Annotated in this window: 19 protein-coding genes; 13 read left to right on the forward strand and 6 right to left on the reverse strand. The window is 63.6% G+C overall.

Annotation, left to right across the window (positions count from 1 at the left end):
• Positions 1–11 precede the first annotated feature (11 nt).
• From GB927_RS03245 to ggt, 7 genes are all read left to right on the forward strand, one after another.
• Positions 12–1,001, forward strand: coding sequence for an ABC transporter permease (locus GB927_RS03245; RefSeq protein WP_256115129.1), 990 nt, complete (start codon positions 12–14; stop codon positions 999–1,001).
• Positions 991–1,938: an ABC transporter permease gene (locus GB927_RS03250; protein ID WP_256115130.1), complete on the forward strand. Its 948-nt coding sequence runs from the start codon at positions 991–993 to the stop codon at positions 1,936–1,938. The genes GB927_RS03245 and GB927_RS03250 overlap by 11 nt, the downstream gene beginning before the upstream one ends.
• A 7-nt stretch (positions 1,939–1,945) precedes the next feature.
• The gene (locus tag GB927_RS03255) at positions 1,946–3,136 is read left to right on the forward strand and encodes an amidohydrolase family protein (protein ID WP_256115131.1); all 1,191 of its coding nucleotides are present in this window, start codon (positions 1,946–1,948) and stop codon (positions 3,134–3,136) included.
• Positions 3,137–3,171: 35 nt separating this feature from the next.
• Positions 3,172–4,176, forward strand: a complete 1,005-nt coding sequence (locus GB927_RS03260) for an ABC transporter ATP-binding protein (protein ID WP_256115132.1) — start codon at positions 3,172–3,174, stop codon at positions 4,174–4,176.
• Positions 4,169–5,140 carry an ABC transporter ATP-binding protein gene (locus tag GB927_RS03265; protein ID WP_256115133.1) on the forward strand — a complete coding sequence of 324 codons (972 nt, stop codon included), beginning with the start codon at positions 4,169–4,171 and terminating at the stop codon, positions 5,138–5,140. Before GB927_RS03260 ends, GB927_RS03265 begins: the two co-directional genes overlap by 8 nt.
• 21 nt (positions 5,141–5,161) lie before the next feature.
• Entirely contained in the window at positions 5,162–6,658 is a 1,497-nt protein-coding gene (locus GB927_RS03270; RefSeq protein ID WP_256115134.1) for an amidohydrolase family protein, read from the forward strand.
• Between the two features lie 164 nt (positions 6,659–6,822).
• Positions 6,823–8,427, forward strand: coding sequence for a gamma-glutamyltransferase (ggt, locus tag GB927_RS03275; protein WP_256115135.1), 1,605 nt, complete (start codon positions 6,823–6,825; stop codon positions 8,425–8,427).
• Between the two features lie 63 nt (positions 8,428–8,490).
• Here the strand turns inward: ggt and GB927_RS03280 are convergent, their stop codons facing one another.
• Positions 8,491–9,198: a fumarylacetoacetate hydrolase family protein gene (locus tag GB927_RS03280; RefSeq protein WP_256115137.1), complete on the reverse strand. Its 708-nt coding sequence runs from the start codon at positions 9,196–9,198 to the stop codon at positions 8,491–8,493.
• 126 nt (positions 9,199–9,324) lie between these two features.
• Between GB927_RS03280 and GB927_RS03285 the strand changes: the two genes are divergently transcribed.
• From GB927_RS03285 to GB927_RS03300, 4 genes are all read left to right on the forward strand, one after another.
• A complete protein-coding gene (locus GB927_RS03285) occupies positions 9,325–10,359 on the forward strand; it encodes an ABC transporter substrate-binding protein (protein WP_256115138.1) in 1,035 nt (344 codons plus the stop codon).
• 65 nt (positions 10,360–10,424) lie between these two features.
• Positions 10,425–11,165 carry an ABC transporter ATP-binding protein gene (locus GB927_RS03290; protein ID WP_256115139.1) on the forward strand — a complete coding sequence of 247 codons (741 nt, stop codon included), beginning with the start codon at positions 10,425–10,427 and terminating at the stop codon, positions 11,163–11,165.
• Positions 11,162–12,013, forward strand: a complete 852-nt coding sequence (locus GB927_RS03295) for an ABC transporter permease (RefSeq protein WP_256115140.1) — start codon at positions 11,162–11,164, stop codon at positions 12,011–12,013. Before GB927_RS03290 ends, GB927_RS03295 begins: the two co-directional genes overlap by 4 nt.
• Positions 12,014–12,016: 3 nt before the next feature.
• Positions 12,017–12,697: a GntR family transcriptional regulator gene (locus GB927_RS03300; protein ID WP_256115141.1), complete on the forward strand. Its 681-nt coding sequence runs from the start codon at positions 12,017–12,019 to the stop codon at positions 12,695–12,697.
• Between the two features lie 24 nt (positions 12,698–12,721).
• Here GB927_RS03300 and GB927_RS03305 read toward each other — a convergent pair whose 3' ends face one another.
• On the reverse strand, positions 12,722–13,621 hold the full coding sequence (locus GB927_RS03305; RefSeq protein WP_256115143.1) for a LysR family transcriptional regulator: 900 nt from the start codon (positions 13,619–13,621) through the stop codon (positions 12,722–12,724).
• A 146-nt stretch (positions 13,622–13,767) separates the two neighbouring features.
• On the opposite strand from GB927_RS03305, the gene GB927_RS03310 reads away from it, so the two are divergent.
• The gene (locus tag GB927_RS03310) at positions 13,768–14,541 is read left to right on the forward strand and encodes an SDR family oxidoreductase (protein WP_256115145.1); all 774 of its coding nucleotides are present in this window, start codon (positions 13,768–13,770) and stop codon (positions 14,539–14,541) included.
• 21 nt (positions 14,542–14,562) lie between these two features.
• Here GB927_RS03310 and GB927_RS03315 read toward each other — a convergent pair whose 3' ends face one another.
• From GB927_RS03315 to GB927_RS03330, 4 genes are read right to left on the reverse strand one after another with little or no spacing between them, the layout of a single operon-like run.
• Positions 14,563–15,525 (reverse strand): nucleoside hydrolase, encoded by a 963-nt coding sequence (locus tag GB927_RS03315; protein ID WP_256115147.1) that lies wholly within the window; start codon positions 15,523–15,525, stop codon positions 14,563–14,565.
• Positions 15,526–15,555: 30 nt separating this feature from the next.
• The gene (locus GB927_RS03320) at positions 15,556–16,626 is read right to left on the reverse strand and encodes an amino acid ABC transporter permease (protein ID WP_256115149.1); all 1,071 of its coding nucleotides are present in this window, start codon (positions 16,624–16,626) and stop codon (positions 15,556–15,558) included.
• On the reverse strand, positions 16,623–17,822 hold the full coding sequence (locus GB927_RS03325) for an amino acid ABC transporter permease (RefSeq protein ID WP_256115150.1): 1,200 nt from the start codon (positions 17,820–17,822) through the stop codon (positions 16,623–16,625). Before GB927_RS03325 ends, GB927_RS03320 begins: the two co-directional genes overlap by 4 nt.
• A gap of 10 nt (positions 17,823–17,832) precedes the next feature.
• Entirely contained in the window at positions 17,833–18,849 is a 1,017-nt protein-coding gene (locus tag GB927_RS03330) for an amino acid ABC transporter substrate-binding protein (RefSeq protein ID WP_256115151.1), read from the reverse strand.
• A 153-nt stretch (positions 18,850–19,002) separates the two neighbouring features.
• Between GB927_RS03330 and GB927_RS03335 the strand changes: the two genes are divergently transcribed.
• Positions 19,003–19,917, forward strand: coding sequence for a LysR family transcriptional regulator (locus tag GB927_RS03335; protein WP_256115152.1), 915 nt, complete (start codon positions 19,003–19,005; stop codon positions 19,915–19,917).
• Positions 19,918–19,987 lie beyond the last annotated feature (70 nt).

Below are 19,987 nucleotides of genomic sequence, written 5' to 3' on the forward strand. Positions count from 1 at the left end.
GGAAATCACGGATGTTGCTTCTCGTCCTCAAGCGACTGGCCAATGCCGTCGTCGTCCTCCTTTTCGTGGCCCTGCTCGCCTTCACGATCTTCAAGTTCCTCGGCGATCCGGTGCAGTTGATGCTGAACCCGCAGGCGACGCAGGAAGAGCGCGATGCGCTCACGCAGCGCCTCGGCCTGAACGATCCGGTGCCGGTGCAGTTCGTCAAATTCGTCGCCAATGCCGTTCAGGGCGACTTCGGCATGAGCTACCGAAACCAGCTGCCCGTTATGGGGGTGATTGCGGAGCGCTTCCCCGCGACGTTCGAGCTTGTGATGGTGTCCTCCATCGCCGCCCTGCTCATCGGGTTGCCGCTTGGCGTCTTCGCGGCGATCAATGGCGGCTCCTTCATGGTCCGCGTGGCGCATATCATCTCGATGATCGGCGTATCGGTGCCCGCCTTCGTGATCGGCATATTGCTGATTCTCGCCTTCTCCATCGAGCTTCAGGTCCTGCCCGCCTTCGGGCGAGGCGAGGTGGTCGATCTCGGCTTCTGGACGACGGGGCTGCTGACGAGCAGCGGGCGCTATGCCCTGATCATGCCGGCAATCTCGCTCGCCCTGTTCCAGATCTCCTTCATCATGCGACTGGTGACGTCGGAAATGCTCGAAGTCCTTCGAACGGATTTCATCCGCTTCGCAAGGGCACGCGGATTGCGGGCACGCGCCATCTATTTCCGCCATGGCCTGCGCAACTGTCTGATGCCCGTGGTCACCATCACGGGCATGCTGATCGGCGACCTGATCGCGTTCGCGCTCGTCACCGAGATCGTCTTCCAGTGGCCGGGAATGGGTTTCCTCTTCGTGCAATCGGTCCAGTACGTCGATATCCCGGTGATGGCGGCATACCTCATGATCGTCTGCTGCATCTTCATCCTGATCAATCTCATCACCGACCTGATCTATGTCGTTGTCGATCCGCGCATGGGCGCCACGGCGATTGGAGGCAGCAATGTCCGTTGAACCCAAGGTCGAACGCGAGACCCTCCGCGTCCATTTCGCACGGCTGTGGGATTCCGATCTCGCCTGGAATTTTCGCAACAGCCCGTTGGCCGTGGTGTCGGCAACGGTTCTCCTGGTCATCGCCTTCACGTCGATCTTCGCCGGCGTGCTGATGCCGCAGAACCCGTTCGACATCATGCAGCTCTTCCTGGACAAGGCGAACCTCCCGCCCGTCTGGTCGGAAGGCGGGGCGATGCCCTATGTGCTGGGCACCGACATGCAGGGCCGGGACGTTCTTTCGGCCATCGTCTACGGATCGCGCATCTCGCTTGTCATCGGCGTGGCCAGTGTCGCCGTGTCGATGACGATCGGCGTGCTCGTCGGGCTTCTGGCCGGCTATATCGGCGGCGCGCTCGACAACTTTCTGATGCGGCTTGCCGATGCCGTCATGTCGATCCCGACACTGCTTGTCGCCATCCTCGTCAGCGCGATCTTTCGCGGGCTGCTGCCGGTCGAATACCGCGACACTTTCGCACCGCTGATCCTCGTGCTCGCCCTCTCGCTCACCAGTTGGGTGGTCTATGCACGCATGGTGCGCGCGGTAACGATGGTCGAGGCGCGCAAGGAATATGTCATGGCCGCCCGCATCATCAACGTGCCGCGGCGGCGCATCATCCTCAAGCACATCCTGCCGAATGTCATGACGCCGGCTCTGGTGACGGGAACGCTCAACCTCGGGCTGGCGATCCTCGCCGAAGCGACGCTGTCGTTTCTCGGCGTGGGCATGCCCAGCGCGCAGCCGTCGCTTGGAACGCTGATCCGGCTGGGAAACCAGTACTTCTTCTCGGGCACCTGGTGGATCGTGCTGTTCCCCGCCCTTCAACTGACGCTGATCATCCTCGCCGTCAATCTGCTCGGCGACTGGCTGCGCGACGCTCTCAACCCGAAATTGAAATAGGCTCGATATGTTTGACCTCGTACTTTCTAACGTCCGCGTGGACAGAGCGATCACCGACGTCGGCATCAGCAACGGCCGCATTGCAGCTATCGCGCCGGGCCTGGACCACACCGGCGCCGTCGTCGAGGACTGCGACCACGCGCTCCTGCTGCCCGGACTCGTCGAGGCGCATACCCATCTCGACAAGACACTTCTCGGCATGGACTGGGTGGAAAACACACTCGGCCCGGAAATCCGCGAAAAGATAGACAACGAGCGGCAGATGAAGCGGGTCGTCGGGCTCGATGCCGCACGGCAGTCCGCGCGCCAGGTGGTCATGTCCATCGCCAAGGGCTCGACGGCAATCCGCAGCCATGTCGATATCGACACCGAAAACGGGCTTGCAGACTTCGAAGGCGTGAGCGCGACGCGCAGCCGATACAGCGATGTCATCGACATCGACATCGTCGCCTTCCCGCAATCGGGCCTCGTGAGCCGCAAGGGCACGGCGGAATTGATGGACGAAGCCCTCCGGCAGGGGGCGGACGTGGTGGGCGGGCTCGATCCCTGCTCGATCGACCACGACCCGAAAGGCCATCTCGACCTGGTGTTCGACCTGGCTGTCAAACATGCAAAGCCCATCGACATCCACCTGCATGAGCCGGGCGAACTCGGCATGTTTTCCTTCAGGATGATCCTTGAGCGCACGCGGGCGCACGGCCTTTCCGGCAAGGTCACCGTCAGCCACGCTTTCTCGCTCGGCGCAAACGACTATCTCGGCATTTCGCGCCTGCTCGATGAGATCGCCGCCGCCGGCGTCGCGCTGATGTCGACCGGCCCCTCCATGGTTCCCGTGCCGCCGCTCATCCGGGCGCTGGATGCCGGCATCACGGTCTGTTCGGGCACCGACGGCATGCGCGACCTCTGGGCGCCCTTCGGCAACGCCGACATGCTGGAACGCGCGCAAATCCTCAGCCAGCGCAACAATCTTAGCCAGGATATCGAGATCGAGCGGGCCGTCGATGTGTGCACCTACGGCGGTGCGAAGGTCATGGGACTGGCCGATTACGGTCTTGCCGTGGGCGCCTTCGCGGATCTCGTCGTCGTCGCCGGCCGCAATGTCACGGAAGCCGTCGTGACGCTTCCGCCCCGAAAGCTGGTGCTGAAACGCGGTCGCGTGGTGGCGCGCGACGGCCAGGCCCTGGTGGAGGCGCCTTGATGCTTGTCGATCTCGAAAGGCCAGGCGGCAATCCCATGACGAACACAACGACGGACCGACCCGATCCCTCCCCTCTTCTCAGCGTGCGCGACCTCAGCATCGACTTCGTCACGCGACGCGGCAGCGTGCGCGCGCTGGACCGGGTCAGTTTCGATATGGTGCCGGGCGAAATACTCGGTTTGGTCGGAGAATCCGGCGCCGGCAAATCCCTGTCGGGCAATGCCATCATCGGCCTGATTGACCCGCCGGGACGGATCGCCGAGGGCCAGATCTCGCTCGATGGCCGGCGCATCGACACGCTCGCGCCGCGCGACATGCGCAAGCTTCGTGGCCGCTCGATCGCGGCTATCTTCCAGGATCCGCTGACCTCCCTCGATCCGCTCATGCGCATCGGCGACCAGATCACGGAGACGATCCTCACGCATCTGCCGGTGAACCGCCGCCAGGCGCGGCAGCGCGCACTCGACCTGCTGCGGGCAGTCGGCATTCCGGCACCGGAGCTGCGCATCGATCACTATCCGCACCAGTTCTCTGGCGGCATGCGCCAGCGCGTCGTGATCGCTCTTGCACTTTGTGCCGATCCCAAGCTGATCATCGCGGACGAGCCGACAACTGCTCTCGATGTCTCGATCCAGGCCCAGATCATATCCTTGCTGAAGACCATGTGCCGCGAGCACCAGACGGCGATTTTGCTGGTCACGCACGACATGGGCGTCATCGCGGAAGCGGCGGACCGCGTGGCGGTGATGTATGCCGGGCGCCTGGTGGAAATCGGCCCGGTCGAAGAGGTGCTGAGGGCACCCAAACACGTCTACACCGCCGGATTGATCGGCTCGATCCCCAGCCTCAATCGCCGGCGCGAGCGGCTGGTGCAGATCGATGGCGCCATGCCCCGGCCGGGTTCGGTCCCGTCCGGCTGTCCCTTCGCGCCCCGCTGCCCGAAACGCATCGACAAATGCGCCGAGCGCCCGGAACTCTTGCCCATCGGCAACAGTCAGGCGGCCTGCTGGCGCGCAGGAGAAGGACATTCCTATGCATGACGACATCGCCCTTAAAGCCTCGGACTTGGCCCTCTGGTTCGATGCCTCGGAGCCATGGCTGGTCCGCATGCTGGGACGCAAGCCCAAGCGCACCCTGAAGGCGGTCGACGGGGTCAGCTTTGCCGTTCCGCGCGGCAGCACATTCGCGATCGTCGGGGAAAGCGGCTGCGGCAAGTCCACCATCGCGCGCCTTGCGGTCGGGCTTTACACACCGACCAACGGCAGCCTGACCTATTCCGGCGGCGCAGGCTCGGGCGGTCGCATGCGCGTCCAGATGATCTTCCAGGACCCCTATGCGAGCCTCAATCCACGCTGGCGGGTCAAGGACATCATCGCCGAGCCGATCCGTGAGCTTGGAATCCGGAAGGGTGCTGCGATCGGAAAGCGCGTCGACGAACTACTCGGTCTCGTGGGTCTGATGCGCGGCGACGGCGAAAAATATCCGCATGCGTTTTCCGGTGGCCAGCGGCAGCGCATTTCCATCGCAAGGGCGCTTGCGACCGAGCCGGAATTCCTGGTCTGCGACGAGCCCACCTCGGCGCTCGATGTCTCCGTCCAAGCGCAGATCCTGAACCTGATGAAGGAAATCCAAGGCCAGTTTCATCTTACCTATATGTTCATTAGCCACAATCTCGCGGTGGTGCGGCATGCCTCCGACCATATCGCCGTGATGTATCTTGGCGGCATCGTGGAGCAGGCGCCGACCGAGCAGCTGTTCCGCAATCCGCGCCATCCCTATACCCGACTGCTGATCGACACGATCCCCGATCTGGAGGCTCCGAACCGGCAACGCAAACAGCTTGCCGGCGAGGTGCCAAGCCCCCTCGACCCTCCCTCGGGATGCCGCTTCCATCCCCGCTGCCCGCAGGCCCAGGACATCTGCAAACGGGTCGCGCCCGCCCTGGAGGAGCAGAACGGTCGCCGGGTGGCCTGCCATTTTCCGCTCCAGCCGGCAACGCCCTGATCTCATCGAAGGAACATGAACATGAATGAGCAGACCGGTCGCACCATGCTTTCGGCACGCTGGATCGTCGGGCACGCCGAGGGTCGCCACACGCTCGTGCATCGCGGCGAGATTGTCTTCGAGCGCGGCCAGGTGATCTTCGTGGGCCATGGTTTTCCCGGTGTGGTGGCGCGCCGCATCGACTATGGCGAGGCGCTGATCGCGCCGGGCATGATCGATCTCGATGCCCTGTCGGATCTGGACACCACGGTTTTCTCCTATGACAACCACCCGGAATGGAAAAAGGGCCGGACGTGGCCGCAAAGCTACATGGACCGCGGCCCCTATGAAATGTACTCGCAAGACGAGCTCGCGTTCCAGAAGCGCTATGCCTTTGCCCGCCTGATCCGCAACGGCATCACCACCGCATTGCCGATCGCCTCGCTTTATTACCGGGAGTGGGGCGAGACCTATGCCGAATTTGCCGCCGCGGCCGCGGCTGCCGAGGACCTTGGCATGCGGGTCTATCTCGGACCGGCCTATCGAACCGGCAACCCGGTCGTTTCCGACAATGGCGCCGTGTCCCTGTTCTTCGACGAAGAGCGAGGTCTTCGCGGGCTCGCCGACGCGGTGCGCTTCTGCAAGGATTTCGAGGGCAAGGCCTTCGGCCGTGTTCGAACCATGCTTGCCCCGGACCGCATAGAGACCTGCACCGAAACGCTGCTCTCGCAGACGGCTCTCGCGGGTACGGAGCTTGCGGTGCCGGTCCGGCTTCATTGCAACCAGGGTCGTTTCGAGCGCGATACGGTTCGGCATCTGCACGGCAAGACCTCCGTCGAATGGCTGGACAGTCTCGGCTTCCTGAACCGCCGCACGCTTTTGCCGCACGGCACCTATGTCAGCCCGTCGCGCAACATGGACGAGGCCGGCAACGATCTCGATATCATTCGGGAGCGCGGATCGGTCATCGTGCATTGCCCACTGGTGGCAGCACGCCACGGAGACGCGCTCGCAACTTTCTCCAGCTTCCGCGAGAAGGGCATGAGGCTGGCGCTCGGCACCGATACCGCGCCGCCGGACATGGTTTTGAACATGCAGGTCGGCATGCTGGTCAACCGCGTGCTCGACCGCAGCGTGACGACAGTCCGGTCGGAAGACTATTTCGACGCCGCGACGGTGGGCGGCGCCGACGCGCTCGGCCGGCCCGACCTCGGACGGCTGCAACCCGGCGCCCGGGCGGATATCGTCGTGTTCGATCTGGCGACCCCCGATGTCGGCCCGGTGATCGACCCGATCCAGACGCTGATGCTCACAGGCAGCGGCCGCGATGTCAGAAGCGTCTTCATCGATGGAAGACCGGTCATGGAGGACCGTATCATCCCTGGCGTGGATTTCGACGCCTATGGACGCCAGGCGCAACGACAGTTCGATGCCATGACCGCCAAATATCCAGACCGCACCGTGCATCATCCGCCCATGTCGGAGATTTTCTCATCGGCCTATCCTCTCGTCGAATCGCACTCACCCACCCGCGGGTGATTTGATAAAAATGTATGATTTTGCCATTTTTGAAAAAATTAGCTATGATATATGTTGACGCCAACGACCCCATCCTTATTTAGTTCGTCCTCTCTTTGCGCCAAAATGCTGCGCGCGGCTTCCATCTGCGACACCGCAGCAGCCACATATCTTGAGGATCTGCCATGATTGGCGACACCATCGTCGAACGCGATTTCATGCGCCCTGGAAAGTCTGTCGCCCTGGCAGGCAAGGCCATGGTCGCGACCTCGCATCCGCAGGCCACCAGGGCGGCGCTGCGCATCCTGGAGGCCGGCGGCAATGCGGTGGACGCGGCGATTGCAGCGGTTGCATTGCAGGGCGTCATCGATCCGCACATGACCGGCATCGGCGGCGATTGTTTTGCGCTTTACGCGCCGGCCGGCAAGACACCGATCGCCCTCAACGGCTCGGGCCGCGCCCCGGCCGCCGCGACGGTCGAGCGGCTGACCGCCCTCGGTCTCAAAGCAATACCCGATGGCTCGGTTCATGCCGTGACCATCCCCGGCGCCGTCGATGCCTGGAGCCAGCTCAGCACGCGCTACGGCAAGCTCGGGCTCAACGCAATCCTGAAGCCCGCCATCGACGCCGCCCATGAAGGCTTCGTCATCACCCCGCGCGTGGCGCATGACTGGGCGCGTTATGCCGACCGGCTGCGCCCCTACCCCGCCTCCGTCGCGCAATACCTGCCGGGCGGCCTGCCGCCTGCCGTCGGTGCGCGGCTGGACAATCCGACGCTCGGCGCAACGCTGGAGCACATCGCCCGCGAGGGTCGCGACGCTTTCTACAAGGGTGCGGTCGCCGAAGACATGGTTGCCACGCTGCAAAGCCTCGGCGGCCTGCACAAGATTGAGGACTTCGCAACCTATTCGGCCTTCGAGACGCAGCCCATCGCCGCCGCCTATCGTGGCTACGAGCTGCTCGAATGCCCGCCCAACGGCCAAGGGCTTGCAGCCCTGATCATCGCCCGCATTCTGGATGGGTTCGATCTCTCCGATCCGGATCTCGGCGAGGCCGATCGCATTCATCTGTTCACCGAGGCGACCAAGGCGGCCTACCGCCAGCGCGACCTCTATATCGCCGACCCGGACGCGATGCGCCACTCGGTCGACGACCTTCTGGCCGAATCCTTCATCGCCGGCCTGCGCGGCAGGATCGACATGGCGCGCGCCAGCGCTGTGGCGGATTACGACATGCCGGTGCACCGCGACACGGTCTATGTCACCGTCGTCGATGCCGAGGGCAATGCGATCTCTCTCATCAACTCGATCTTCTTCGCCTTCGGCAGCGGCATCTACGCACCCAAGGCCGGCGTGCTTCTTCAGAACCGCGGCTGCGGCTTCTCGCTCGATCCCGAAAGCCCCAATACCATCGGCCCTCGAAAGCTGCCGTTCCACACGATCATTCCCGCCATCGTCTTGCGCGACGGGCGGCCGGTCATGTCCTTCGGTGTCATGGGTGGGCAATACCAGGCGGTCGGCCACGTCCATATCCTGTCGCAGATCATCGATCGCGGGCTCGATGTGCAGATGGCGAGCGACCAGCCGCGCAGCTTCTTCACCGACGGCGCAATCAGCCTGGAGCCAACCATCCCCGCCGAGGTGAAACATGAGCTCGAACGGCGCGGCCACGCCACGCGCTGGGCGGACGAGCCGCTCGGCGGCTGCCAGGCGATCTGGATCGATCGCGAGCGCAACGTGCTGTGGGGCGCATCGGACCATCGCAAGGATGGTATTGCGCTCGGATTATGAGACAGAAAAGACCCGCGCGATGAACTCGCCCGGGTCGTTTCATGATCGGATTTTTCGCCGGTCTCAGACCGGGTCGCTGATGGTGACGGAGAGCGAGCCCAGCTTGTCGATGCTGCCGACAAGCACGTCGCCGGGCACAACCGGGCCGACGCCGTTCGGCGTGCCCGTCAGGATGATGTCGCCCGCCTGCAACGCGAAATAGCGCGAGAGGTTCGAAATGATCTCCGGCGTGCGCCAGATCATCAGTGCGAGGTCCGAATCCTGCTTCGCATCGCCATTGACGGTGAGCCGGATCGCGCCGGTATCGACATGGCCGACCTGCTCGACGGGATGGATGGTGCCCACGGGGCAGGAATTGTCGAACGCCTTGCCAAGCTCCCAGGGCTGGTTCGGACGATCCGACTGTCCATTGACACTGCGGCGCGTCATGTCGAGGCCGACGGCATACCCATAGACATGGTCCAGCGCCTGCTCGACAGGGATGTTGTAGCCGCCCGACTTCATGGCGACGACGAGTTCCAGCTCGTAGTGATAGTTGTCCGTCATCGTCGGATAGGGAAGGATTGCGCCGTCCTGCTCGATGCTGTCGGTCGGCTTCTGGAAGACGATCGGGAAATCCAGCTTCGGATCGCCGCCCATTTCCTCGACATGCGCAACGTAGTTGCGGCCGATGCAATAGATGCGGCGAACCGGATAACGCCCCTCGCCACCGGAGACAGGCAATGACGGCCGTTCGCCGAGATCGACCACGAATTTTTCGGCGCTGCTCATATCTGTACGAATCCTCACTTTTACAAAAATAATGTACGATTTCACTTTTTCATACCGAATATGGATTGACGGATCAATGCATATTTCATTACATTTTCCAAAATCATACATTATAAGGAGGTGGACATGCTTACGACAACAAGACGCACGGCGCTCTGCGCTGCACTGACAACGGCACTCTGCGGCTTCATCGCCGCAACGCCGCTCCATGCCCAGGAACTCAAGCAGGTGACGGTGGTCCTGCCGCATCCGGGCGCGATCGGGCATTTCCCGATGCACGTGGCGCGGTGCGAGGGCTATTTTGAAAAACAGGGCCTCAACGTCACCGTCCAGGCGGTCGACGGCTCGGGTCAGGTCATTCAGGCCATTGCCGCCGGCCAGGGCGATATCGGCAATCCCGGCCCCGGCCCGCTGCTCTCGGCGCGCGCCCAGGGCGTCGATGTCGTGATGTTCTACAATCACTTCGCCAAGAGCCAGTTCGGCATTCTCGTCGCCCAGGACGCACCGTTTAAGGAACTGACCGAACTGAAGGGCAAGGTCATCGGCGTCGGAACGGCCGACGGCGCGGAAGTCTCCTTCGCGCGGTCGATGCTCACGGCCGCCGGAATGACCGAAGGCACGGACTACACCTTCCTGCCAGTCGGGGATTCCGGCCCGGCGGCCGTCGCCTTCCAGCGCGGCGACATTTCGGCCTATGCGGCTGCCACCGCCGACGCCGCCATCCTGCGCACGCGCGGCATGGAAGTGCGCGACTTCACGCCGGAAGCTTTCCAGGGCTTCTTCGGCAATGGCTACATGGCCACCCGCGCCTATATCGATGCCAATCCCGACGTCATCAAGGGCTTCGGCCGGGCGCTGGTGCAGGGCGCGATCTTCGGATCGGACCCGGCAAACCGCGAGAAGGTGCTCGCCTGCTCGGCAAAGGCAAACCCGCAGGAAGCAGAGGACAGGGTGATGCTCGAAGCGCTGTTCGACAATATCCGGCTGCGCGTCCAGCCGCTGGATCCGTCCAAGGGCTGGGGCTACTATTCGCCTGAGGCATGGAAGGCGTGGGAGGACTCACTCGTCGCCTCCGGCGGGCTGAAAGCTCCGCTTCCCGATCTCGACAAGGCTTATACAAGCGAGTTCGTCAGCTATTGGAACGAAGGCGTCAATCCGTGACGGCATCCTCTGCAAGTGTATTGGGCGATCGCATCAGCGATCGCCCTCTGTTTCAGGTACGCAGGGTGACGAAGTCCTATTCCGGACGCAATTTCGTCGCCCTCGAAAATATCGATCTCGACCTGCCCCGCGGCAGCTTCGCCTCGATCATCGGCTCCAGCGGCTGCGGCAAGTCCACGCTGCTGAAAATCATGGCGGGCCTCACCCCGCCGACATCGGGCAGCGTCATGCTCGCCGGACAGCCGGTGATGGGTCCGCGCGTCGAGACCGGCATGATGTTCCAGCAGGCGACGCTGTTTCCCTGGCTGACGGCAATCGAAAACGTGTTGCTGCCCATCGGCATCAAGTCGGGAAAGGCGGCGGCCGAGCAGGCGCGCCAGCGCGCGCTGGACTTGCTGTCGCTGGTTGGGCTCAGCGGTTTCGACAATGCCTATCCGAGCGAACTGTCGGGCGGCATGGCGCAGCGCACTGCCATGTGCCGCATGCTGATCACCGATCCTGAAATGCTGCTCCTCGACGAACCGTTCTCCGCCCTGGACGAACTGACGCGCGATTTCATGAACATGGAGCTGCAGCGCATCTGCATGTCGCGCCAGGCGACGGCGCTGCTCGTCACCCATTCCATTTCCGAGGCCGTGATCCTTTCCGATACGGTCTATGTGATGGCGGCGCGCCCCGGCCGCATCGTCAAGCGGCTGGAAATCGACTTGCCGCGCCCGCGCACGCTCGACATGATGACCCAGCCGGAATTCGGCGCCTACGTCAGCGAGATCCGCAACCATCTCGACAAGGGGGCCTTCCTTTGACCATAGCGACCGACCGGCAGCACGAGTTTCCCGAGACCGTCTGGACCCAGCGCGTCTCCCTCATCAACCGCCTGCCGCAGCCCGTGGCCATCACGCTTCTCGTGTTTGCCATCCTCGCGATCTGGCAGCTCGTCGCCTTGAGCGGCACAGTTTCGCCGATCATCCTGCCCTCGCCCGCGCGCACCGCGCAGGACATCGTCGAGGTCGGTGCGAGCCTGTTCACCGGCGGTTATGTTTTCGGCGCCTTCCTCATCACGCTCCAGGAGGTGATCATCTCCTTCCTGATGGCAACGGCGATCGGCGCCACCTTGGGCATGATCGTCGGCGGCACGGCCTTTGGCGAGCGCGCGCTTATGCCGGTCATCGTCGCCATCGACACCATGCCGAAAGTCGCCTTCGCACCTCTGTTCCTGAGCTGGCTCGGCTTCGGCATCGCCTCCAAGGTCGCGCTTGCCACCTTCATCGCGCTGTTTCCGATCATCGTGGGTGCCGCGGCGGGCCTGCATGCGGCAGACGAGAATGCGCGCATGCTTTTCCGCAGCATCGGCGCGACGCCCTGGCAGACCCTGGTGCGGCTTCGCATCCCGATGGGCCTGCCGCATTTCTTCACGGGCTTGAAAATCGCGGCCATCGGTGTCGTCGGCGGCGCCATAACCGGAGAACTGGTCGGCGGCGGACAGGGATTCGGCGCCTTGATCCGCGTCGCGGCCTCCCAACTCGACACACCTCGCGTCTTTTCGCTGATCTGCTATCTCAGCGTCATGGGCCTGATGACGTTCGGGCTGGTGGCCTGGGTGCAACGACGCTTTGTTTTCTGGCATCGTAGCAGTTCAATCGGTAATGGCTGAGGCATGACAAAAGTAAACGAAAAATCGGAAAAGGCGACGACGGCGACGCTGGCCTACGAGCAGATGCGCAGCGACATCCTGCGCGGCAACCTGCGGCCGGGGCAGAAGCTGGCGATCGACGTCGTGGCGCAGCGTTACGGCGTCGGCACCAATCCGGTGCGCGAGGCGCTCAACCGCCTCTCGTCCGAGCGGCTGGTCGATCGCCACGATCAGCGCGGCTTCTCCGTCCCCGAAATCAGCCTGGAAAACTGGCGGGAACTGGTGGGGACGCGCTGCATGCTCGAGCCCCTGGCGCTGGAGCAATCCATTCTCCGCCGCACCACGGAATGGGAAGAGCAGGTCGTGCTCGCCCTGCACCGGTTGTCGCGCACGCCATGGACGCAGGAAGACCCTGACATGGAGCGCCGTAAGCAATTCGAAGGCTTTCACCGTGATTTTCACCTCACGCTGATCGCCAATTGCGGCTCGTCGTGGCTCGTGCAGTTCTGCGAAGTGCTGATGGACCACGCGCAACGCTACATCTTCATATCGGCGAGCGCCGCCTATCCCCGCCGCGGCGGCCAGGACGAACACAAGCGCATCGCCGACGCCGCCCTCGACGGAAATGTCGCGGAAGCCAAGCAATTGCTCGTCGCGCACTACATGCGGACGCTCGAATACATCGAGTCCGAAATCGCCAACTGACCTTTGGACGACATCGCGGCAGGACTACAGAAGCGCGCGTTTCATCAAGGTATCCAGCCAGTCCGCAAAGACCTGGAGCCGGCGCGAGAGATGCTGGCGATGCGGGTAGAGCAATGTCATCGGCATCGGCGCGGCCCGGTGATCCTGCATCACCTCGATGAGCTCGCCCGCGTCGAGATGACTTCTCACATCATAGGCCGGAATCTGGATGAGGCCGAGGCCGGCTAGGCAGCAGGCTATGTAGGCCTCGGCGCTGTTGACTGTAGCGCGCGCCCGCATCGGCACCATCCGTACCGAACCGTCCTCGATCCACTCCCAGTCCTCGACGCGCCCGGTCGCGGGCGATGCATAATTGACGGCAAGATGGCCACCGAGATGGTCGGGCACGCCGGGCGTGCCATAGGCGGCGAGATAGGCGGGGCTGGCGACATTGATCAGGGCGAGGTCGCCGATCTTGCGCGCGACAAGGCCTGAATCGCTGAGCGGCCCGACACGCAGGACACAGTCGACGCTCTCTTCGACAAGGTTGACCGTGCGATCGGTGATGCGCAGGTCGATGTCGAGTTGCGGATAGCGCGTGAGAAACTCAGGAAGCGCCGGCGCAAGGATGAGGCGGCCGATGCGGCCGGGCACGTCGATGCGGAGCTTTCCGGAAAGGCCGACCGCCGTCTGGCGGAACAGGCCCTCCGTCTCCTCCACATCGGCGATCAGGCGCAGGCAGCGCTCGTAGAACGCGGCGCCGTCCTGGGTCGGCGATACTTTTCGGGTGGTGCGATGAAGCAGCCGCGCGCCGACGCGTGTTTCGAGATCGATGACCGCGGCCGATACCGACGAACGCGGAAGACCGAGCGTATCGGCCGCGCGGGTAAAACTCGCGCATTCGACGACACGGCAGAAGGTGCGGAAGAGATCGATACGGTCCAAGCGCGGCAGCCCGTTTGATTGTGCGTGATTTCTGACAGGTGATGTCAGAATGGGGAACTTTATAGGCACAGCGTAGACGATATGGTGCGTCTTAGGAAGTGGTCGCGCTCGCGGCCGCTCGGTTAGTGCCAAGGAGATCCACCACCATGACCGACCACAGCATCAAGGGAAAAACCGTCCTCATCGCCGGCGGCGCGAAGAATCTTGGCGGGCTGATTGCGCGCGACCTCGCGGCACAGGGCGCGAAGGCCGTCGCCGTCCACTACAATACCAGCGCCACGAAGCCCGCTGCGGACGAGACGGTCGCCGCGATCAAGGCGGCAGGCGCGCAAGCCTTCGCCTTCCAGGGCGACCTCACCGCGGCCGGCGCCGTCAAGACGCTGTTTGCCGACGCGAAGGCCGCGATGGGCAGCATCGACATTGCCATCAACACCGTCGGCAAAGTGCTGAAGAAGCCGATCGTCGAGATCTCCGAGGCCGAATATGACGAGATGACAGGCGTGAACTCGAAGAGCGCCTTCTTCTTCCTCAAGGAGGCCGGCAAACATGTCCGCGACAACGGCAAGGTCTGCACGCTGGTCACCTCGCTGCTCGGTGCCTTCACGCCCTTCTACGCCGCCTATGCCGGCACCAAGGCACCGGTGGAACATTTCACCCGGGCGGCATCGAAGGAATTCGGCGAGCGCGGCATCTCGGTGACGGCGATCGGCCCCGGCCCCATGGACACGCCCTTCTTCTATCCGGCCGAGGGCGCCGACGCGGTCGCCTATCACAAGACCGCGGCAGCCCTTTCCGGATTCTCCAAGACCGGACTGACCGACATCGAGGACATCGTGCCCTTCATCCGCTTCCTGGTCACGGACGGCTGGTGGATGACCGGCCAGACCATCCTCGTCAACGGCGGCTACACGACGAAGTAAGACGCCATGCGGCCGGGGGCATCACCCCCCGGCCGCTATGGTCATCCGGCGTGACCAGCGACGGCCGTCGCCCATCCGGTCGACCAGAATCGACAGCAGTTTCTCGACATCGCAATCCGTGACGACGAGGCAGTTCGGCGGGCGGCCATCGCGATGGCGCTCGCTCACGGCTGCGACCGTCGCGCCCCGCGCCTCCGTCGGATTGGCGAGTACCCGGACATGGGCCTCCACGCCGGAAAACAGGTCCGGCGCGATATAATAGAGGATCGCGCAGGGGTCGTGCAAGCAGGGGTCGTTGCTGCCATAGGCCCGCAGCATCGCGCCGATCGCCACTGCAGCCGCCGTCCCCGCCTGTTCCAGCGCGGCGACATGCCCCTCCCCGATCCGCACCTTCTGCGTGACATCCAGCCCCAGCATGACGAGGGGAATGCCGGACGACATGACGATCTCCGCCGCCTCGGGATCGACGAGGATGTTGAACTCGGCGAGCGGACCGGAATTGCCGGGGCAAAATGCTGCGCCGCCCATGAACACGACAGACCGGATCAACGGCGCGATGTGCGGCGCCTTGACGATGGCGAGCGCAATGTTCGTCATCGGGCCGATGACGCAAAGGCTGACCTCGCCGGGCGCCGCCAACACCTTGCGAATGATGAAATCCACCGCATGTTCCTCGACGAGGACACCCGGCTTGCCCGGCAGGTCGAGGTCGCAGAGGCCATCCGTTCCGTGCACCGAGGGCCATTTGCGCTGGTACGGCCCCATCAGCGGCCGGGTGCAACCGGCATAGACCGGGATATCGCTGCGGTCCGCCAGCGCGCATATCCTGAGCGCATTGTTCGTCGTGAACGACAGGTCCTTGTTGCCCGTGACGCAGGTGATGCCGAGCAGCTCGATTTCCGGGCAGGCGAGAGCGAGCAGGATGGCGATCGCATCATCCACGCCGGGGTCGCAATCAAGAATTATGCGGTGTCGTGCCTGCACGGAGGCTTCCTTTCAAAATGGGCGGATGGGTCAGTGCTTCTGGCGCGCGGAAAGGTCGGCCTCGACCCGACGGGAATAGCGCGAAACCGAAAAGCAGATGGCGAAGTAGATGAGCGCGACGAAGACATAGGCCTCGCGATAGAAACCCAGCCATTCCGGATCGGACAGCGAGCGTTTCGACGCGCCGAGCAGGTCCACGAGGCCGATGATGGCGACAAGGGAGGAATCCTTGATGAGGCCGATCAGCGTGTTGGTGAGCGGCGGAACGGAGATACGCAGCACCTGCGGCAGCACGACGAGCCGCATGCCGGCCCAATAGCCGAGGCCGAGCGCATGGACCGCCTCGAACTGCCCCTTGGGAACGGCCAGCAATCCACCCCGGATGACCTCCGCAAAATAGGCGGCGACGAAAAGCGTCATGCCGACAAGCGCGCGAAGCACGGCATCGATTTCCACGCCCGCCGGCATGAACAGGGGCAGCATGACCGACGCCATGAAGAGAACCGTGATGAGCGGCACGCCGCGCACGAACTCGATATAGCCGACGCAAACGGAGCGGATGAGCGGCATGCCCGATGTGCGGCCGAGGGCGAGCAAGATGCCGAGCGGGAAGGCGAACGCGGAGCCGACGACGGCGAGCAGCAAGGTCAGCGGCAGGCCGCCCCATTGCGCCGTCGGCACGGCCGCCATTCCGGCAAACCCGCCGGCCATGACGACGAGCACCGCCGCGATGACGGCCGGCCAGACCGCCAACAGCCATGGCGTCCAGCACCGCTTGTTGGCGCTGACCAGCACGAGGCCGACAAGCAGCAGCACCGCGAGCAAGGGACGCCACTGCTCCCCATAGGGATAGAGGCCGAACAGGATGAAACGGGCCTTTTCCCGGATGAACGCCCAACATGCGCCTGCCGCCAGCCGGCATGCGTCGGCAGACGGACTGCTCCAGACGGCATCGAACACGAGCCAGTTTGCGAGAGGCGGAACGGCCTTGAAGGCGACGAAGAGGAGCGCCAGCGTGATCAGCGCATTGTACCAGGTGCTGAACAGGGAGCGCAGGAAGTCGGCACTGCGACGGCGTGATGGACGGAGCATCCCGGTCATCGCGTCACCAGCGCCATGCGATGGTTGTACCAGTTCATGAAACCGGAAATCGCGAGGCTGATCGTCAAGTAGACGATCATGAAGATCGAGACCACCTCGATCGCCTGGCCCGTCTGGTTCATCGTGACGTTGCCGACCGCGACGAGATCCGGATAGGCGATCGCGACACCAAGCGAGCTGTTCTTCGTCATGTTGAGATATTGGCTGGTGATCGGCGGGATGATCATCCGGATCGCCTGCGGCAGAATGATGAGGCGCATGACGAGGCCGGGGCGCAGTCCGAGCGAACGACCGGCCTCCGATTGGCCTGCGCTGACGGCCTCGATGCCGCCGCGCACCGTCTCGGCGATGAAGGTCGCGCTATAGGCCGTCAGGCCGAACAGCAAGGCGGCGAATTCCGGCGAAAGACGCACGCCGCCGACGAAATTGAAGCCTTGCAGGCGCGGCATGTCCAGTGCTGCCGGCGCCCCGCCGAAATACCAGGCCGCAAGGACGGGAACGAAGAGAACAAAGAGGACCGCCGGCGCGATCACGGTGCGGCGGCCGGTTCTCTCCTGGCGGCGGGCGGCGAGCCGGTTCAACAGCACGGCTATGGCCGCGCCGAAGGCAAGGCAAATCCCTGCATAGCCAAATGCGGCATGCGGCTCCAGCATCGGCAGAACGACGCCCCGATTGCTGAGATACACGCCCTCGACCGGATTGAGCGCCGCCCGCGGCACCGGCAAGGTGACGGTCAGCAGCCCGTACCAGAAGGACAGTTGCAGCAGCAGCGGAATGTTGCGCAGCCCCTCCACATAGGCGCCGGCAACGCCCGCCAGCAGCCTGTTGCTGGAGAGCCGGGCAATGCCGACGGCGGTGCCGATCACCGTTGCCAGCACGATCGCCACCAGCGACACTTTCAACGTGTTGAGAAAGCCCACGAGCAGCGCCCGGCCGTAGCTGTTCGCCGCGGAATAGGCGATCACGCTTTCGCTGATTTCAAACCTTGCCTCGCCGGTGAGGAAGCCATATCCCGTCGCGATGCCCTGGCGGGCGAGATTGCCCGCCGCGATCGCGACCAAGAGGCCGATAAACGACACGAGGGAGAGGGTGACGGCGAGTTGGAAAACCCAGCGCCGCACCGTCCGGTCCCGCAAGAGGGCTGCGAGGCTCTCGAAGAGCCCCGCCGCCGGTTTGTTTTCCGCTGGATGGGACATGGACCGCCGATCAGCGCGCCGGCGGCGCGTAGATCAGGCCGCCCTTGTTCCACAACGCGTTCGTGCCACGCTGCAATCCAAGCGGCGTCTTGGCACCGACATTGCGTTCGAAGATCTCGCCGTAATTGCCGACGGCCTTGATGGCGTTGAGCGCCCAGGCCTCGTCAAGGCCGAGCGCCTTGCCGAGGCCCGGCGATACGCCGAGAAGCGCCTGCACCGTCGGATCGGCACTCGACTTCATCTCGTCCGCATTGGCCTGGGTAATGCCCTTTTCCTCCGCCTCGATCAGCGCGAAGCCGACCCAGCGGACGATATCGCCGAACTGCTGGTCGCCATGGCGCATGGCTGCTGCCAGCGGTTCCTTGGAGATCAATTCCGGAAGAATGACGTAATCGTCCTTGTTCTGGGCAAGCGACGAGCGCCATGCCGCAAGCCCCGACGTGTCGCCGGTATAGACATCGCAACGGCCGCTGTTGAAGAACGCATTGTTCAGTTCGTTGACGTCTTCGATCGCCAATGGGCTGAAGGGCTTGCCGATGGAGCGGAAGAAATCGGCGACGTTGAGCTCGTTGGTGGTGCCGGTCTGCATGCAGATCGTCGCGCCATCGAGTTCCCGGGCCGAGGTGATGTTCAGCTTGGCTGGAACCATAAAGCCCTGGCCGTCATAGAACAGCACGGCGCCGAAATCCAAGCCGAGCGCGGTATCGCGCGTCAGCGTGTATGTGGTCACGCGCGACAGGATGTCGACCTCGCCGGATTGCAGCGCGGTGAAGCGGTTCTGCGCGGTCAGGGGCTTGAACGTCACCTTGGTCGCATCGCCCAGGATCGCGGCCGACAGCGCGTGGCAGAAGTCGACATCCATGCCCGCCCATGTGCCGGTGCTGTCGGGCGCCGAGAACCCGGCTATGCCCTCGCTGACACCGCAGACGAGCGATCCGCGCGCCTTGACCTTGTCGAGTGTTTCCCCCGCCAGCGCGGCGGAAAAAACCGCCGTCGAAGCCAGTAATGTTGCCAGAAATAGTTTCATCGTTATCCCCTCTTTTGCTTTTTCCCGATGTGCGGCTACCCAGCACCGCTTTTCGTATTTCATTAGAAATCGTAAGCATTGGTCCGGTCAATCAACCAACCTCTGCTTTTCTCTTTAGTTTTTCTAATCTAAATAGGATGGAGGAGCACCGTCATGTCCGTTCGTCTACCCACATTGCGCGCCTTGCAGGCCTTCGAGGCAATCGGTCGTTTTGGCAGCGTCGCCGCCGCCGCCCGCGATCTCGGCATATCGTCGGGGGCCGTCAGCCAGCATATCGGCCGGCTCGAGGAGGAGGTGGGTGTCGCCCTGTTCGAGAGGAAAGGCCGCAGCCTGGTCCTCACCTCATGGGGGCAGATCTATCTGGAAAGGATCCGCGTCGGTTTCGATCATTTGCGCGCCGCCAGCACCGTCCTGCAAAGGGCGCGCCTGAAATCGGGCATCGTGGTGAGCGCCCCGCCGTCGCTGACGATACGCTGGCTGGGTCCTCTCCTCGCGGAGTGGCAAACCATCTCGCCGGGCTTGAGCGTGCGGCTGATCGGCGAGGACGACGAGCCGGTCTTCGAGGAGGAGCAGGTGGATTTCCGCATTTCCTACGGCAGCGCGCGCCATCGCTATGCCCATTTTTCCGAGCTGTTCGTCGACAAGGTCGCGCCGCTGTGCTCGCCCGCATTCCTGAAAAAGCACCCCGTGACCACGCCCGCCGACATATTCAAGGGTCCCCTGATCGGCATCGAATGGGAGAACCCCTACCAGTCCCCGCCCACCTGGTCCGACTGGGCCGCCCAGGCCGGCCTTCCCCGGCGCGAACCGCAATGCGACCTGTCCTTCTCGCTTTCCAGCGCAGCGATCGACGCCGCGGTCAACGATGCGGGCTTCGTGCTTGGCCAAACCTCCATGATCGCCAACGACCTCGCACAGGGAAAACTCGTCGTCGCCTGCAATTGCTGGATCGCCCTTTCGGAGCCCTACGCGCTCGCCTGGAACAGGGCAGCGCTCGATCGGCCATTCGGCCGGGAGTTCCGGGACTTCATCATCCGCTCAGGACGCCGCCTCGGGAACACCGCTTAGGTTTGCCGAAGCTGTCGCTACATAGCCGCGTTCCTATGCAATTCATTCCAATTGGCGCGAGGCCCCATCT

The sequence above is a fragment of the Shinella lacus genome (assembly GCF_010994755.1).
In the GTDB taxonomy this organism is placed as follows: Bacteria; Pseudomonadota; Alphaproteobacteria; order Rhizobiales; family Rhizobiaceae; genus Shinella; species Shinella lacus.

Bases quoted from the DNA above. Each gene is read 5' to 3' on its own strand.
- GB927_RS03285 (WP_256115138.1), top strand. From the start codon at position 9,325: ATGCTTACGACAACAAGACGCACGGCGCTCTGCGCTGCACTGACAACG.
- GB927_RS03265 (WP_256115133.1), top strand. From the start codon at position 4,169: ATGCATGACGACATCGCCCTTAAAGCCTCGGACTTGGCCCTCTGGTTC.
- GB927_RS03250 (WP_256115130.1), top strand. From the start codon at position 991: ATGTCCGTTGAACCCAAGGTCGAACGCGAGACCCTCCGCGTCCATTTC.
- GB927_RS03335 (WP_256115152.1), top strand. From the start codon at position 19,003: ATGTCCGTTCGTCTACCCACATTGCGCGCCTTGCAGGCCTTCGAGGCA.
- GB927_RS03255 (WP_256115131.1), top strand. From the start codon at position 1,946: ATGTTTGACCTCGTACTTTCTAACGTCCGCGTGGACAGAGCGATCACC.
- GB927_RS03325 (WP_256115150.1), bottom strand. From the start codon at position 17,822: ATGTCCCATCCAGCGGAAAACAAACCGGCGGCGGGGCTCTTCGAGAGC.
- GB927_RS03280 (WP_256115137.1), bottom strand. From the start codon at position 9,198: ATGAGCAGCGCCGAAAAATTCGTGGTCGATCTCGGCGAACGGCCGTCA.
- GB927_RS03320 (WP_256115149.1), bottom strand. From the start codon at position 16,626: ATGACCGGGATGCTCCGTCCATCACGCCGTCGCAGTGCCGACTTCCTG.
- GB927_RS03310 (WP_256115145.1), top strand. From the start codon at position 13,768: ATGACCGACCACAGCATCAAGGGAAAAACCGTCCTCATCGCCGGCGGC.
- GB927_RS03330 (WP_256115151.1), bottom strand. From the start codon at position 18,849: ATGAAACTATTTCTGGCAACATTACTGGCTTCGACGGCGGTTTTTTCC.
- GB927_RS03270 (WP_256115134.1), top strand. From the start codon at position 5,162: ATGAATGAGCAGACCGGTCGCACCATGCTTTCGGCACGCTGGATCGTC.
- GB927_RS03245 (WP_256115129.1), top strand. From the start codon at position 12: ATGTTGCTTCTCGTCCTCAAGCGACTGGCCAATGCCGTCGTCGTCCTC.
- ggt (WP_256115135.1), top strand. From the start codon at position 6,823: ATGATTGGCGACACCATCGTCGAACGCGATTTCATGCGCCCTGGAAAG.
- GB927_RS03260 (WP_256115132.1), top strand. From the start codon at position 3,172: ATGACGAACACAACGACGGACCGACCCGATCCCTCCCCTCTTCTCAGC.
- GB927_RS03300 (WP_256115141.1), top strand. From the start codon at position 12,017: ATGACAAAAGTAAACGAAAAATCGGAAAAGGCGACGACGGCGACGCTG.